A 16634-nucleotide genomic window follows, 5' to 3' on the forward strand; every position below is an offset into this window, starting at 1 on the left:
TTTTTACTGCTCCTAGGCCAAACCTAGTGTACAATGTTTTAAATTTGCGTAGGTGCGAGGGAAGCATACGTTCTTAGCGTCTTGGTAAACTCTAATTTCGCGCTTTTCCTCGCATTTTTCAAAAATGTCCAGTAGTATGAAGATGTCCTAAAACCTTGGCTAATTCACTCGTATCTTCCTTCAATACAACTCCTTCTCGATCAGTGATGTATGTTTCTATATAAGGTTTAGCATTGACATCAATTGGTTCATCGATGTTTTTAGATTTTTGAGTTTTTAAATGTTCTTGTTTCACGCTTAACTCTGATTTATTTTTGCAAAAGGCGAGCAAAAACAAAAGCGATAATAATAGACAATACTGTTCTGATTTCATAAAGATAAAATGGCATATCCTTTGTTTTTATTTTGTTAGTAAAGTCAAATTTTAAATAGCCCTCCCAGATGAATCCTACACCAACAACTCCGTCTTCAAAACCACCACAAGGAAAACACAATGTAATCGATTGCTAAAATATCTGTTCTTTTGTCGACTTTTGGCGCTTAGCAATGGTGAAAATGTGAATTAATGGTATAGTATTTTGAACATATGAATAAGCTGCCGTGATCGCAATAACAGTTGAAATCGATTGAATAGAAAAAAATAGTGGAGGTTTATAAAATTATTTTTTGTTGTGATGCCATATAGCCAAATTAATAAGGAAAAAGTAAAAAGTCTTTTTTAAAAATGCAATCGATTACATTGGTTTTTTCCGGTGTTTTTTGACTAGCTTTGCTGTAGCCAATCACGGAAGCATGTAAAATGCTCACATTTTATTGTTTTCCATTGATTTACGCTTTTGTTTCTGTTTCTGAGTGTCAGACTACAAATGTTCGTGCGTGTTATGAGCAAGACAAAAAAGGATGTAACCATCTATGATATTGCGGCCCAACTTGAGATTTCCGTAGCCACGGTGAGTCGAGCCTTGAGGAACGATCCGGTGGTAAGCGACAAAACCAAAAAAAGAGTCTTTGAATTGGCCGAGAAAAACGGCTACCAAGCCAATCAGTTTGCCCGTAGTTTGCGTCAGCAGCATACGAATACCATTGGGGTGATCATTCCCCGACTCAATAGCTATTTTATGGCATCGGTGATTGCAGGCATCGAAAATGTGGCCAGCCAGGCGGGTTACAACCTGATCATCAGCCAGTCGTCAGAATCAGCAGAAAGAGAAGGCAGCAACGTCCGCACCATGTTTAACAACCGGGTTGATGGGCTCCTGGTGTCTCTTTCTTACCTTACGAGCAATTTGGATCCCTTTGAAAAATTTGCCAAAAAAAACATCCCCGTCATTTTTTTCGATCGTACTCCTGAGAGTAGTTCCTTTACCAATATCCGCATCAACAACGTTCAGGCTGCTTATGAAGCTACCAAACATTTGCTCAGCCAGGGGCGGCGGCGGATTGCCCACGTTACGGTATCGAGCACGCAGAGCATCTACAAGGAGCGCTTTCAAGGCTATGCCATGGCCCTCGCTGAGTTTGGGATTCCCTTGGATAAGAGTTTGATTTGTTTGGTCGACTTAAGTGTGGAGTCGGGGACGGATGCCGCCAAATACCTGCATGCCCTGCCCAATCGACCAGACGCTGTATTTGTGGCCAACGACAACTGTGCCGCAGGCCTTGTCATTGGCCTTAAAGCCCAAGGCATCCGGGTACCGGAAGACATTGCGGTGGTAGGCTTCAATGACGATCCGGTGAGTAGAATTGTAGAGCCCAATTTGACCACCATCCATTATCCGGGGCATGAAATGGGCGAATTGGCAGCGCGCAGCCTGATCAATCACCTGACTGGTGCCGGCGACATCATGTTGACCCAAACGATTTTGTTGCGTTCTGATTTGGTGGTACGGCAATCATCGGGTGTTCCCGTGGCCAGCCGTTGACCTCATTTTATGATCAAGTCTCAACAACAAACTTCATTTTACGCAGCTTCGCTGCTTATTTTTAACACGACGGCGCGACGGTACGACGACACGACGTTTAGCTACCGCTACAGCCCAACGCTAAGCGTTGGACCCACTCAGCGCACAGCGCTGAGGACGTCGTGTCGTCGTTTCGTTGCGTCGTCGTGTTGAAAGATTTGGCGAAGCCGAATCCAATTGATTCATCGTGTTTAGGCACACACAACGATCGGCAGCATGATTACTTCTGCTGCATGAATCTGGCCAGATTGCCCATCACCGTGCTGTTGACTTTTTTGCGGAAATAAGGAGTCCAACCCAGGAGGATGCCCGTAAAGCCAAAAGCCTGTCTGGCCCAGGCGTAAAAATCAAAGCGGTCGACGTGCTTTTTGATTTTGCCGTTTTCAAATTCAAAACTGGCCTTGATTTTATTAAGGACTTTTCGCCCAGTGGCAGAGAGGGTATAGCTGGCTTCCCAATAAGCGCTTCCTGTGTCTTCATCCGCAGTAACCTTACTAAACTCCAACTGTAAATCCTTGCCATTGCGAATCAACATCTCCCACATGGCCCGCACCTGAATAGCATCCAGGTTGTGAAATACCTCGTCGCTGAAGGTGGCATCGTCGGTATAGCAGGCTTGCATGCCCGCGTAGTCTTTGTTTTGGAAGGAAGTGTAGAAGTGTTCGAGGAGAGCTTGGTTGGGATGTTTGGACATGACGCTAAGTGTTAGTGTAGCGAAATGTACATCAATTTTCCCAAATTGGCACAAAGAACAACAAGGGAGCAGCAATAAATCGGCACCTCGTCAACAGTTGACGAACATCATTGGTGCTGCCTTGGTCCTTTGTGCTTACTACTTAGCGTAATGAAAGGTAAAACGAGCTTAAGGTTTATTAGAGTGTTGTTTGAGTCCCGTAATCATTGCCGTTGGATGATTATTTATGATACAAAAATGCGGCATGATTTTTATGTTAAAAAGTACAATTTCACTAAAAATTGGAATTATAAAAAAGCCCTAATTGTCATAAAAATCAAATTTTCAGACAATTAGGACTTCTTTTTTTATCTATTTCTGGTTTTTCAATACTTCAGCTGCATATTTGGCGCGTAGGTAATTGTAGGAATATTTTTGGCAATCAGCCGATTGATGTCGCGCAAGTAAGCTTTTTCTTCACTGTCACAAAAAGACAGTGCGATCCCGCTGGCCCCTGCCCGCCCGGTACGACCAATCCGGTGTACGTAGGTTTCGGGGATATTGGGCAAATCGTAGTTGATCACGTGGCTGAGGCTGTCTACATCGATGCCCCTGGCCGCAATATCGGTAGCGACCAATACACGGATTTTACCTTCCTTAAACCCAGAAAGTGCGCTTTGGCGTGCATTCTGTGATTTGTTGCCGTGGATGGCATTGGAACGAATACCAGCTTTAACAATGTCGCGGTTGATTTTATCAGCGCCGTGTTTGGTACGGGTAAAAACCAGCACCGACTTGATCTTGGCTTGTTTCAGCAACTGGATCAAGAGTTCACGTTTGTCCCTTTTTTCCACAAAATAAACCAGTTGCTCCACGGTTTCAGTGGTAGACGAAACGGGGGTAACCTCTACTTTAGCCGGGTTGTACAGGATGGTATTGGCCAGTTTCTGGATTTCCGGGGGCATGGTTGCCGAGAAAAACAGGGTTTGCCGACGTTCAGGCAATTTGCTGATGATCCGTTTTACATCGTGTACAAAACCCATGTCCAACATCCGGTCGGCTTCATCCAACACAAAGGTATTGAGGTATTGTAAACTGACCAGTTTCTGGTTCATCAAGTCGAGCAAACGCCCGGGAGTAGCAATCAGGATGTCCAAACCTCGGCGAATGTTTTCCACTTGTTTGGTCTGGTTGACTCCACCAAAAATCACCCCATGCCGCAAGTTCGTATGCCGTCCATAGGCACTGAAACTTTCGTTGATCTGGATGGCCAGTTCACGGGTAGGCGTGAGAATCAAGGCTCTGATTTGGCGAGTCCCGATTGTGGGCACTCCGTCATTGTGCAACAATTGTAGGATCGGGATGGCAAAAGCTGCCGTTTTCCCGGTTCCGGTTTGTGCACAACCCAGTAGGTCTTTTCGCTGTAAAAGAATGGGGATGGCCTGTTGTTGAATGGGTGTTGGAGTGGTGTAACCCTCAGTTTCCAGCGCACGCAGGATGGGGTCAATCAAATTTAAATCCTTAAAAGTCATGTGGTAATGTTAGCTGCTACCTTGGTATCTGTTGTCTCAGTAGCAATAATGGTACAGCAAGGGAAAAGATAGACTCTCTCCAGTTTGCACCGTAATCTCCTGAAATTGAATGAATCACAAGGTGAGCAAGGCAAAAATACCGAGCCGGAAAAACAAATGTAAAAGTGGCTCTTCCGTATCTTGAGCTACAAATCAACATCAAGTATTTTAAATATCGCTACAAAGGTACAGTTTTATCTGGTACTGTGCAGCTTTTTGTTTTTAACCTTAAAAATCCACCTTCCTTGTTTATATTTGTTACCATCGCTCTTTGGGGCGATAAAAAATAAGTGTTTCATTTTGCCAAAGGATTAGATGAGTAAACGGTTCATTTTAAGTTTCTTATCTAATCCTTTGGCTCAGAAAAAATGAACACTTATTTTTGCCCCACTACTAAGCTTATAAAGTATGCTGCACCTTTTTCTGCTCCTATTTTTTGTCAACATGCACGAACAAAACACCAATACCATCCAGCTCCGACCTGGCCAATGGACGCCTCTCGAGACTTCCACTTTTTTCCACTCTACCGATGGCACTGCTGCCGATTACCCAACCTCGGTGCAACTAAAAGCGGATGAGGACTACCTACACGTCGCTTTTTTGTGTGAAAAAGATGAGTACGTAGCGCAAAACACCTACGTTGAGCACAACCTCCCATTGTACAATCAAGAAGTGTTTGAGGTATTTATTGCCCCCGGAACTGCCGACCCAACGCAGTACCTGGAACTGGAGATCAATCCCAACAATGCCATATGGGTGGGTAAAATCACTTATCCGTCTTTGGGGGATAAAGGTGACATGAAGGGGGAGTTGCTAGACCCGGCCAGTAGTAAAATTGTGCACCAAGCCAGCAAAGGTCAACAGGCCTGGTCGGGCACCTTATCAATCCCCTGGGGCTTGATCTCGCCTGAAAAGTCGCCCCAATACCGCATTAATTTTTACCGCATTGTGGCCAAACAAATGCCCCTTGAAAAAAACTGGAAATGCAATGTAGACAATTGTGCTTTCCTCTGTTGGAGCCCTACGATGAGTGGTAAAACTCCAGCATTTCACCGGCCACGCCGTTTTGGATTGCTTAATATTCTTCCGCGTTAATTATCCTTTTTTTTAATAGGTTCGTTCTAAAATAAGGGATTTTTTTACCGCAGAGTTTCGCAGAGTACACGCAGAGTTTCTCAGAGTTTTTTAGCTTTTAGGAGTTCTGCCACCTCCGGTGGCTGGAGAAGGTGGCCTAAACTCCGAGAAACTCCGTGTGTACTCTGCGAAACTCTGCGGTAAAAAAATTAATTAATTCAAAACTCACGTTAACATATCTTGTAGAGACGCACGGCCGTGTGTCCCTACTTCAAAATCCCCCGCAACCCCTCCAAATTTCCCCGCAACACCAACTCCACATCTTCATCATCCCGGTGCCCCAGTACCCCGATCCGCCCTTTGTAGCCACTTTCCCGAATCAATTGAATCATTTCTTTTTCACTTTTCCCAGTGCCAATTGGGAGAATTTGGCCTTTGCTCAAATCCATACCATCCAGATTGATGGCCACGAGGTAAGGCAGCATATTTTTCAACATGCTGTAAAAACGATTGATTTGGTGGTGGCCATGGTGAAAACTGTACACGATGCCGACGCCTTTCAATCCAGCTTTTTTGATGATTTCAATTTCGTTTTCTGGTTCACCAAACCAGCCGCCGTGGTTGTACAAGGCAATTTTGCACTGCAAGGGAGTCAGGACGGAATGCAGGTATTTCAAAAATGCGGCGCCTTTGGCCACCCTTTCGTGGTGCGTTAGTCCCTCAAAAAAACCATTGTCAAAACCCAGCCAAAAGGTGGTTTTGAGCTTGTTTTTGGCCACAATATCGATCACTTTTTGGTTGTCGGCGCTCAATTGCCCCGTTTTATCCAGCTGGCTGTTGACCCAAAGCCAAACGCCTTCCATGGCGATGTTGTGCTGTTTGGCCAATTTGATTTCCTGGTCAAAAGAAGGGATGTGCTCACTACGCCAGTCGTATACGTACTGCTTGAAGCCCAATTTTTCCAACATGGCGATCCGCTCTTCCGGGCCACGTTTCAGTTTGTCGAAGGGGACGATGCACCAGGCCGTGAGTTTGTTTTGGTCAAAAATATCCTGGGCTACAGCAGGTATACTGTTTAGTGAAAAGAGCAGGATGAGCAATGGTACAATTTTCATAATGTAGCGGTTTGAGTGGCTAATTTAAGCAATCCCCGCAATCCAGCTCCCGCAATAATTGCCTATTTTTGCACCATGAAAAATGTATTGATTTTAGGGGCAGGTTTGACTGGCCTCACCTTGGCTTATCAACTCAAAAAGGCAGGCATCGCCGCCACCCTCATCGAGGCGCGCAACCGCCCCGGTGGGCGCATTCACACCCTCTACCCCACTGGTGAAGCACCAGTAGAAATGGGGGCGACTTGGCTGGGCGAAAAGCACGAAACTTTAGTCGGCTTGTTGAACGAATTGGCCTTACCCGTTTTTGAGCAGTTCCTGCAAGGTTACACTTTTTACGAACCCATTTCCACCTCGCCGCCTCAAGTCTTTTTGTTGCCAGAACAGGCACCCAACCTGCGCATTGCCGGAGGCAGCAGCGTTTTGATCAACAAACTACTGAGTCATTTGGCTCCAGATCAACTCCAGTTGGGGCAACACGTCCAAAAGATAGCCTACCTGGATGGCGTTTTTAGCGTGGAAAGCACTGATCAAAGCTTCACAGCGGACATAGTAGTATCCACCATTCCGCCGAAGTTGTTGGTTGAAAAACTTACCTTCCAGCCATCTCTGCCAGAGCCCCTGCTGCGAAAAGCCCAACAAACCCATACCTGGATGGGCGAATCCATCAAAGTAGCCATCACTTATCCAAGGGCTTTCTGGCGGGAGAAAAAATACTCGGGTTCGGTATTCAGCAATGTAGGGCCGATCAGTGAACTGTACGATCATTCCAATGTGGAAGCATCCCATTTTGCCCTAAAAGGCTTCATGAGCGGTGCCTTGCACGGGGCAACGCAGGAACAAAGAAAAGCACTCGTATTCCAGCAATTGCAAAAGTATTTCGGCGACGAAGCCCTGCAATATAGTACCTACTACGATTGTGTTTGGCAACAGGAGCAGGATACTTTTGCCCCCTATGCTGGCTACATTTTGCCCCATCAAAACAATGGAGATCCAATCTTTAGGGACACCTATTTTGATGGTCGCTTTATCATTGCAGGCACGGAAACGGCCGCTACATTTCCCGGCTACATGGATGGGGCTGTAGTGAGTGGACTGGAGGCTGCAGAGCGGGTGTTGAAGCTGCTTTAAGATTTTTTTGGTAGAAATGCCTTGATCTTGTACTTTTAGTCAAAAGACCTCGTGTCCAAAATCAATCAGTCCATGAAAACCTACTTGCGTAAAACATTATACTTATTGATGATCCTGCTGGCTGGATTAGAGGGCTTGGCCCAAAGTGGCCATTACCACGAGCCCCAGCGCCCCCAATTCCATTTCTCCCCACCCCAAATGTGGATGAACGACCCCAACGGCATGGTCTACTACAAGGGGGAATACCACCTCTTTTATCAGCATTACCCTGAGGATAAAGTTTGGGGCCCGATGCACTGGGGGCACGCGGTGAGCAGGGATTTGGTGTATTGGCGCAATTTGCCCATCGCCCTGTATCCCGATTCACTGGGGCTGATCTTTTCGGGCAGTGCCGTGATCGACTGGAAAAACACCAGTGGATTTGGCATCAATGGCCAGCCACCGATGGTCGCCATGTTTACCCACCACCTGATGTCGGGGGAAAAGGCTGGCCGCACTGACTTTCAATACCAATCCCTTGCCTACAGCAACGACGCTGGCCGCACCTGGACCAAATACAAGGGCAACCCCGTGATCCCGAACCCGGGCATCCGGGATTTTCGCGACACCAAAGTGATCTGGCACGAGGGCAGCAAACAATGGATTGTGGTATTGGCTGCGCAAAATCAGGTGCGGTTTTACGGCTCGCCCGATTTAAAAAACTGGACTTTCCTCAGCGACTTCGGGGCCGAGCACGGCAACCACGGTGGCGTTTGGGAATGCCCCGATTTTTTCCCTCTTGCGGTAGCGGACAGCAAACAAACCAAATGGGTGTTGCTGCAAAGCATCAATCCCGGCGGCCCCAACGGCGGCTCGGCTACCCAATACTTCATCGGCGAGTTTGATGGAAAAACCTTCCGCAACGACAATGCCCCCGATAAAGTCCTGTGGATTGACTGGGGCCGCGACAATTACGCCGGGGTAACTTGGTCGGATGCACCCGCTGGGCGGCGTTTGTTCATGGGCTGGATGAGCAATTGGGACTACGCGCAGAATGTACCCACCCACCCCTGGCGGAGCGCAACTACGGTTGCCCGCGAACTGAGCCTTCGGCAGACCTCAGAAGGCCTAAGGGTATTTTCTCAAGCGATCCCCGAACAGAAGAAGTTGCGTGCCAATGGGTTCACCTTACCTGCTCAATCCCTGACAGGGACTTTGGATTTGGGCAAAAAAAGTGGCCTCTCTCCGGCTCAACTGGAAGTGGAACTGGAGGTTATGCTGCCCAGTGATCCACAGGTAAAATGGGGACTTGAACTCAGCAATGCCAAAGGGGAAAAATACCGCATTGGGATGGATGCCGCTCAAAATCAATTTTACAGCGACCGCAGAGCGGCGGGCAATCAAGATTTTTCCAAAACATTTGGCAAAGACATTCACTTGGCAAACCGGGAAAACAAAGACCGCAAGGTGAAAATGCATATCCTAATTGATGTTTCTTCTATCGAACTTTTTGCGGATGGTGGCCAGGTGGTGCTTACGGATTTATTTTTCCCAAGTACTCCTTTTGATTCGATTTCCTTGTTTTGTGAGGGGGGAAAAGTGGAGATTGTGAAGGGGCAGTTGTGGAAGTTAAAGGGGATTTGGAAGTAGTTTCACCGCAACCACTCCCCCACCACAATACCCAATACCTCAAAAACCAGCTTAATCAGCCCCGGAATCAAAAACAACCCGATCCAGTACCCCCAACGGTACCCACTCGTGCACAAAGGCGCATGATATTCTCGCCCGGTAAACAGGCCAATGAACCCGTTTTGCACCGCAAAAAAACCGTGCTTGATCCCCGGCCAAAAACCATAGGTGATGGCCGGATCGATCCAGGCGGTATAGGCTGCGAGGATGAACATAATGAAGACCAACACGAACAAAAACATAAAATACAAACGTTGGGCAGGTGTAAACATGGTGAATTGATTTTGGGACAAAGTTCTGGAAATGGAGTGAAGGTTTACTCACGCAAATGGGTGATTTTATCACTAGTACAGGGAACTTACAGCCCCCTGAAGTGACTCTTAGGTGCCTTAGGTTTCTTTGGTGGTGAAAAAGAAAAAACCTGCGGAGCAGGGAATTATTTTACCACCTAAGAAACCTAAGGCACTCAAGAATCACCTAAGGATACTACTTGATTCAAAACCTCCCAAATCCATACCCCTTCCCCTTCAACTCCGCAATCAACTGCGGCAGCCGCCGATAAAACTTGTCCTTCCGCGCCGGATCCGTCCCCAAGTGGATCAGCACGATGGCCCCATTGAGGTGAGTGGTATTTTTTTGTTCAAAATCCAGCAAACGCTCGTACAGTTGATCACTACTGCGGTAGTTGCTCATGCTGGGCGTAGTGTAGTCTGCGTTGGTGCCCGTGCCGGGGCTGAAGTTGATCAGTTGTAGCCCCTGCTGCTGGCTCCAGCGGGTAATTTGTTCGTTGTACCACTCGTAGGGCGGCATAAAATGGGTGATGGATGCCGTGGGTGCAAAGCTTTTCAACACCTGCAAATTGGCTTGCAAGTCCTGTTCAAATTGCGGACGACTTAGCAGCAACGAGTCCCTTTTTCCCCAATCACAATACAACAAGTGTTTGTCCGAATGAGGCCCCAAGTAATGCCCATCCACGACCATTTGTTGAATGCTGCTTCTGAACTGCGGTGTTCGCAAAAAATCGCCCGTCAAAAAGAACGAAGCTTTGACCCCCTGTTTTTTCAAAGTCTTCAAGATGAACTTGCCGCCTTCACCGAAATCGTGGCCAGTAAAAGTCAAGTAAACGGTAGGTTCCTGCGGGTTCATCCCTTGAATGCCACCGTACACATCCCGCTGCTTTTGATCCGTCGCCGCTTTGCCCTCCTTTTCATACGCTGACAGGATGTAACTCAAGCTCGCGGTGCCATCCATGGTGGGTTCATTGCTGGAGTAATCGCCATTGTCGTCGTGGTACACCACCAGTTTGGATTGAAACTCGGCGTATTCATCCGCTTCGTGCATGGTGATGCCAATCAATCGGCCAAAAATGCTCCCGTAAATGGGGCCATCCACCAAGCCGCCGTCAATTGGATAATTGTAGAGGTTGGTAAAAGCGGAATGTGGATCCACCGGGGTATCGCCATCGGCTGGCAGGCCGTAAATCATACTTGTACCCCAGGGATTGCAGCCGAAGAGCCAGTCGCGCATGGCAGCCTCTAGTTCCTGGTATTGATCGTCTTTGGTCAGTTGGCGGTACAGGTGCATTTGGGTCAAAATGCCCACCGTGAGGTTGTTTGAGCACCAGATGAAGGGCACACCGTTGAGGAAAGGATTGTTTTGCCCCCGGACTTTTACCTTTTCAATGCCCGCCTGGAGGTATTGGCGAAAAGGTGCGCCCACTCCCCCACCCTGTTGGGCCATGAGGTAATGCCCCAAATTCACGAAGGGGTACCATTGGTAATGCCGCGCTGTGTCTGCACCCATCCAGGGGGTTGTGGGTTCAGCCTGGGCGTATTCGCTGGCCTGCTGGAGGAGTTCACTGCGTTGGGGAGCCACTTGTAGGAGCTGTGCTGCGGCCAGTTCCATGTCGTCCACGTAATTGTCTTCTTCGTAAAAATAGGGGGCACAGCAGGGTGCAGTTTGACACACGCCGGGGAATTTGCGGCCAAAGGTATAAGCGTCCCAGGCTTTGGGCAACAATTTTTGGGCGTATTCGGAGTAAAAGGGTGCCAATACCCGGCTGCCCAGCGCAAAGGTCGAAGCATATTTCCCCGCCGTAGAAGCGACACCCTTCGTGCGGTTTTGGTAACGCAACAAACCCTGGGGTTGCCCGGTAATGAAGTAGACCGGGCGGCGGAGACCCTGTTTGGGGTCGTACACCACCGAATCCAGGTTGGGAAGGCGCATTTTGAGGTGGTCGCGGTCGTCGGCCAATTGGTTGTACATTTCGTCTTTGGTGGGGTTCATTTTGAGCAACCAGTCGAGGCCCCATTTGGCTTCATCCAGTACATCGGGAATGCCATTGGGCCCGGGAGTGCCACTGGCATCATGCGCGTCGCCGAAAGAACCCGGATTTTGCTGGTAGGCAAACAGCATTTGGAAAGTGGCATTCGCCGAGGTGGTGACGTATTGCAAATAATCGGAGGCATCGTGCCAACCTCCAGAAACGTCCAGGTGGGTGCCATTTTTGGCCGGATCGGGATGATAGACGATGTAGCCATCCTGGGTATGGCAAGAATCTTTCAAATAGGGGTTGTAGCCACTGCGCTGCTGCCGCATGTAACGCAGGATGAAGTCGGCGGTGCCTGCATACACTTCGGCGGCAATGCGAAAACTGGGCGAGCGCACCCCGGCAGCCCGCACGTAGTACCGCCCCTCCCGATTAAAACTGGAAAAATTGAGCCGACAACCGGATCTGAAGGCGGCATATTCCCCAAAGGTTTGAATGCTGCGGCTGCTGAAAACGACCTTATGGGTACTCGCTTCGCACAACTCAAAACTGCTGACCTGGGGTGTTTCCTTGCTGACGAGTACCGCTACTTTTTTGTCCTCTGGGAGGTAACCGAGTTGGTTGACGCGGATCCAGGTGGATTGCGCAGAAAGGAGATATGGAAAGAGGCTCCAGAAAACTAGTTTCAAGTAAATTTGCTTCATTGGACCTGATTGCTGTGATTTGAAAATCGCCAATGAAGATAACAAATAAATATCAATGAAAAATGCTGGTGTTGGATGATTGACTCACCCAACACCAGCTCTGGCAAGAAAAACTAGCGAAGCGGAGAAACCGCTCGATACTTCTTGTCTACAAAATAAGTCATCCAGGAACAGGCTGGTTCTTCCAGATAGTAGTAGGTAGCATTGCCTGTATTTGGTGCCAAAGTCATGGTCCGACCCGGGAAATTTGAATCATACACGAAGATTCTCAACTCATCCTTGTATTGTCCCAGATTTCCGGTATATCTGCCCAATTGATAGCCTATTGCCAGAACTTGATGATGGGTGTTGAATCCACCATTTCCGCCTTTGAACAAGCCAATCGGTACAGGGCGACCTGCGTCAATTTCCCCTCTTAATTCTTGTAGTCTTCCGCCACCGAAGCCTTGCAAGCCCCAATTGAAGAATTCATTCGTACGAGCACCAAAAGGATTGACCGTCAGTTCTGTCCACTTATCCAGGTTGTCCGTGGTTGAGTTTTGTTGGCGGTCATAAATGTATTGGCGTAAGGGGGTGCCCAATTCCGGAGGAGTCGTTCGTGAAGGTACAACCATGTTCCGGTTGAAATAATCCAAAGCCGAATACGCCATACCACCACATAAACCATAAAAATCAATGCCTGCAAAATTACTGACAAAGTCATTCTCGAATCTAAAGCCATGGTTGGCAGGATTAAAGCGAGTCATTACCCGAGGATTGCCCGCTCTTCTCCAGATCATCCCGCTTGAATTGGTGCCCCAAGCAGCCCCGTCTTGTCCAGCAGAGATGTTTTCCAAACCTCCATCGGTCAAGACCATTGCGGATCCATTCCAGCGGTAAACGGGAAACCCACCTGCTACAGCATTCCAGCCCACCAACCAAACTGTTCCGTCTGCGCCAATACCGACGTCCCGGCCCTGGCCGCTGACACTTGCCCAACCCGCGCCATTCCATCTAAAAATGTTGCCCGCACTATTGACGACCCAGGCATTGCCAGTTGGGTCAACATCGATCCGTACTGCACCACCAGGCATTGTCTGCCAGGAAGAACCCGTCCAGCGCAAGATGTTGTAGCCGCCAGCTACTGCGGTTCTGCCGATGGCCCAAATGGCGTTGTTGGCACCAATGCCGATGTCTCTTAATTGGCCGCTGACCGCTACCCAGGTGCTACCATTCCATCTAAAAACATTTCCCGCCTGGTTGACCACCCAGGCTGATCCAGCTGCATCAACGTCAAGCCGGGCGGCATTACCAGGCATAGCTTGCCACGCTGTTCCCGTCCAACGGTGGATGGAATACCCAGTACCAATCACCCAGGTGGTCCCATTGGCACCCACGCCGATATCGTATCCTTCACCTGGCATTCTTTGCCATTGTGCAAAAAGAGCGCAGCAACTAAAGCAGATTAAAACGATTGCAATTGCCTTTTTCATGTTTAAGGGTTTTAAATAGACACCAGGATTTTATGGTGTTTTGATTTTTGTGATGAATGGGATTGTTGATGTAACTTAAGAATGCAGTTCGGCACCAGAAGTGAGTAATCCGGTTTGTTTTTTTTATTAAAAAAGTTTGTTGCGGAATTTAAAAACACCTAAGACCATCACAATCAATAAAGTAATTCCTGCATAAATATAAATCGGACTAAATCGGTTAAGCGCAATCGGTTCCACATCTCCAATCACCACCATCGCGGCCCAATAATTTGGTGCCCGCCGTTCAGATCCATCCTGAGACAAGTAATGCAGCTTCGCGCTTTGCAGGGCAATGTCCTTGGGTTTTCCTGCTTTCAACGCGGCATAAAATGATTTCACAATGTCATCCGAATAAACATCTTGGAGTGTCCACAGACTCATCACCAAGCTGCGGCAACCCGCGTAAGTAAAAGCACGAGATAAGCTCATGATGCCTTCGCCCCTTTGCAACTGGCCATTGCCGGTATTGCAGGCACTCAGCACGGTGAGTTCATTGTGCTGGAAACGCATGCCATAAATCTCCACGGCGCTAAGGGGCTCAATGGCCTGGTTTTTCACAAACATCAGCGCCGATTTAGCGGGTTGTTTTTCGTCGATTTTGCCATGCATGGAGAGGTGCAGAATGCGGCATTGTGGGGCATGCGCCAGAAAGTTTTCTTTGGTGGCTTGTCCCTTGTGTTGAGTCCAGATTTTGCCGCCGATTTTTTTTCGCAAATAGTCAACTTGCGCCTCAGCGAGTGGGAGCTTGGCCAATTTGGTTTCAACGTTGGCGTAGCCGATTCCAAAGCCTCCAAAGCGCAGCCTGGCGCGTAGCCGAGGGTTTAACTTCTTGTCCAGTAGTTGATTGGAAAAACTGTAACCAATGGCAAACTTTTTGATCAAATAGGCGGCATTACGTGCTTTGAGGTCGGGGGAAGGAGCTTCCAATAAGGCATCAAAAGACAGGTAATGCAACAAACCGTCGGGTACAATCCGCAAGCGCCTAATTTGATTTTTGGTATTGAGCGCAGCCAATGCCGGGTTCAACAAAGTTTGATAGGCCGAAAAGCTCGCCGCAGAAATATACCGCAAGGCAAGATCATCGGGGGCAGTATGGTGTAGATTTTTGATCAACAAACCCAGGGAGTCGATAAATCCAGGCCGAAGTATTTGGCTAAAAACCCGGCAATCCGCCTTAGAAATGGCAAATACGAACAACTGCGTAGTGCCCCAAAAATATTCTACACATAGGGTTGAATCGGGCAAAGTACCTTGAATCTCCGCTATCGACTTAGCGCGGATTTGGGCATATTTCAGGCGGTAGTACTCCGGTTGTTTTTTTTCAAGCAATTGAATGAATTGTTCAAAGGAAACTTGAACCCTGGCCAGCGAGTCTTGCCAAATTCCACGCAGGGAATCACTTTCAGTATCCAGAACCTTTTTTTGCCAAAAGACCAACCGTTGGCGCAGGGTATTTTCCCGGGCAAAACTTTCGGGAGCAATCTGGGCAGATTGTTTGGCAGATTGGTCTTGCAGGGCTTGTCGCAGGACTACCGCTTTGTTGCGTTCACAAAAGTTGAGCGCAGCAAGGGTATCGTTCAGCAACAACGCCGTATGAATGGCATTTTCATAAATGGGCAAAGCTTGTTGAGCTAAACTGAATTTGGAACCATCTTCACGCAAGGAAGACCTCAATTGGGTTATCAAAGTATCCAAGCGCCGGAAATTGTACAGCGCCAGAGGATATTGATGTTGTGCAATTTGACAACGGGCCAAGCCATGTAGCGCGATGAGGCATTTGTCGGTAACGGTGTTGATCTGTTGTACCGAATTGGGGAACTTGGGTACCACAATACGCAAGGCTTGCCTAAAAAAGGTACTTGCTATGCTTGGATTTCCTGCTTGCAAATGGGCCTCACCCGCGCTGGCATAGGCGCTCGACAAGTAGCGGTGCTGAGGATAATTTTGTAAAACACCAATCGCTTTTTGCTGATTTTGGAGTGCTTCCGGGTAGCGCTTTTGGGCCAAATAAAGCTCACCCAATTCGTTGTACACGTTGCCAATCTGCAGTGCAACATCACCTAGGTTGGATTGCTGATAATATCGCTGTGCCTGCTGTAAACACCAGTAGGCCGAATCGTAGCGTTGTAGGGCCCGGTAGCTGAGGTTCATGTTGGTGTAACAATCGGCAATTTCGGCGTTGAAATGGTCGGCTACATCGGTATTCATCGAGTCGATGCAGACCCGAATGGCCAAACGGTTTTTTTCTAAAGCGAGCGGATGCTCTGCTTTGACAAGGTAGGTCTGAGCCAATCTTTTGTACAAATCTTCCAACAAAATGGCCCGGTCGCGTGGACTGTTGAGCAGATGCGGATAAGCACGGTCGTAATAGGTAATACTCTGGTCATAATCCCCCAAGTAGTCATAAATATCCCCCAGCTCCAAATATTCTTTCGCCAACATGAAATAATTCTGGCCCTTTGAACTGATCTTCAAAGCGGCATTGACTTGTGCAAGCGCAGTGTTGTAATGGCCCAGGTATTTGTGACACACCCCGATCATAAAGGCACTGCGGGCAAGGTCGTTGTGGGCAGGATCTGATAAGTTCTTTTTGCGGATAGCATGGGCAAAAGAAAAACAGCTGAGTGCTTGGTTGTAGTTGGCCAAGTCGCCATAATAGAACAAACCCAGGTCGTGCCAAAGGTCGGCAGCAGCAAGCGAAGGGCTGGGGAGTGCTTTCAGTTTGGTCTGAATCCTTTGCAGTTCAGGGAGTGCTTTTTGTGGATGGTCGCCAATACTTTCCGTGCTGAGGTAAAATTGTTCAAACAAGGGCTCAACAGGATCTAATGTAGCCTGGGTGTAGATCCATACACGTGCCGCCAGGACCAGAAAGAGCATGAAAAATGTCGCTTTGTAGTGGAACGGAGGTAAGCACGGTAAACACTTTGGCATGTATTTTTTCTCAAAAATAAAAAGATGAA

Annotated in this window: 12 protein-coding genes; 4 read left to right on the forward strand and 8 right to left on the reverse strand. The window is 48.1% G+C overall.

All coding sequences use genetic code 11. The annotated features are described in order from the left end of the window. Positions 1–118: 118 nt before the first annotated feature. Positions 119–295: a hypothetical protein gene (locus ACEW9O_RS02550; RefSeq protein WP_373548551.1), complete on the reverse strand. Its 177-nt coding sequence runs from the start codon at positions 293–295 to the stop codon at positions 119–121. 586 nt (positions 296–881) lie between these two features. Here ACEW9O_RS02550 and ACEW9O_RS02555 point away from each other — a divergent pair. After that, complete coding sequence (locus tag ACEW9O_RS02555; protein ID WP_373548552.1) at positions 882–1922, forward strand: LacI family DNA-binding transcriptional regulator; 1041 nt, start codon at positions 882–884, stop codon at positions 1920–1922. 259 nt (positions 1923–2181) lie between these two features. Here ACEW9O_RS02555 and ACEW9O_RS02560 read toward each other — a convergent pair whose 3' ends face one another. Together ACEW9O_RS02560 and ACEW9O_RS02565 are read right to left on the reverse strand one after the other, a co-directional pair. Continuing rightward, positions 2182–2655, reverse strand: coding sequence for a nuclear transport factor 2 family protein (locus tag ACEW9O_RS02560; RefSeq protein WP_373548553.1), 474 nt, complete (start codon positions 2653–2655; stop codon positions 2182–2184). A gap of 365 nt (positions 2656–3020) precedes the next feature. Continuing rightward, the gene (locus ACEW9O_RS02565) at positions 3021–4166 is read right to left on the reverse strand and encodes a DEAD/DEAH box helicase (protein WP_373548554.1); all 1146 of its coding nucleotides are present in this window, start codon (positions 4164–4166) and stop codon (positions 3021–3023) included. A 447-nt stretch (positions 4167–4613) separates the two neighbouring features. On the opposite strand from ACEW9O_RS02565, the gene ACEW9O_RS02570 reads away from it, so the two are divergent. Then, complete coding sequence (locus ACEW9O_RS02570) at positions 4614–5300, forward strand: carbohydrate-binding family 9-like protein (RefSeq protein ID WP_373548555.1); 687 nt, start codon at positions 4614–4616, stop codon at positions 5298–5300. 245 nt (positions 5301–5545) lie between these two features. Here the strand turns inward: ACEW9O_RS02570 and ACEW9O_RS02575 are convergent, their stop codons facing one another. After that, positions 5546–6394 (reverse strand): sugar phosphate isomerase/epimerase family protein, encoded by an 849-nt coding sequence (locus ACEW9O_RS02575; protein WP_373548556.1) that lies wholly within the window; start codon positions 6392–6394, stop codon positions 5546–5548. 75 nt (positions 6395–6469) lie between these two features. Here ACEW9O_RS02575 and ACEW9O_RS02580 point away from each other — a divergent pair, with 75 nt between their 5' ends. Continuing rightward, complete coding sequence (locus ACEW9O_RS02580) at positions 6470–7522, forward strand: flavin monoamine oxidase family protein (RefSeq protein WP_373548557.1); 1053 nt, start codon at positions 6470–6472, stop codon at positions 7520–7522. A 72-nt stretch (positions 7523–7594) separates the two neighbouring features. Continuing rightward, positions 7595–9151 carry a glycoside hydrolase family 32 protein gene (locus ACEW9O_RS02585; RefSeq protein WP_373548558.1) on the forward strand — a complete coding sequence of 519 codons (1557 nt, stop codon included), beginning with the start codon at positions 7595–7597 and terminating at the stop codon, positions 9149–9151. 2 nt (positions 9152–9153) lie between these two features. On the opposite strand, the gene ACEW9O_RS02590 is transcribed toward ACEW9O_RS02585, so the two are convergent. From ACEW9O_RS02590 to ACEW9O_RS02605, 4 genes are all read right to left on the reverse strand, one after another. Next, positions 9154–9462 carry a hypothetical protein gene (locus ACEW9O_RS02590; protein WP_373548559.1) on the reverse strand — a complete coding sequence of 103 codons (309 nt, stop codon included), beginning with the start codon at positions 9460–9462 and terminating at the stop codon, positions 9154–9156. A gap of 223 nt (positions 9463–9685) precedes the next feature. Continuing rightward, entirely contained in the window at positions 9686–12163 is a 2478-nt protein-coding gene (locus tag ACEW9O_RS02595; protein WP_373548560.1) for a glycoside hydrolase family 9 protein, read from the reverse strand. 113 nt (positions 12164–12276) lie between these two features. Then, positions 12277–13635 carry a tectonin domain-containing protein gene (locus ACEW9O_RS02600; protein WP_373548561.1) on the reverse strand — a complete coding sequence of 453 codons (1359 nt, stop codon included), beginning with the start codon at positions 13633–13635 and terminating at the stop codon, positions 12277–12279. A 126-nt stretch (positions 13636–13761) separates the two neighbouring features. Beyond that, positions 13762–16551, reverse strand: a complete 2790-nt coding sequence (locus ACEW9O_RS02605; protein WP_373548562.1) for a CHAT domain-containing protein — start codon at positions 16549–16551, stop codon at positions 13762–13764. Between the last annotated feature and the right edge of the window lie 83 nt (positions 16552–16634).

The organism is Haliscomenobacter sp., from assembly GCF_041740695.1.
Taxonomy (GTDB): Bacteria; Bacteroidota; Bacteroidia; order Chitinophagales; family Saprospiraceae; genus Haliscomenobacter.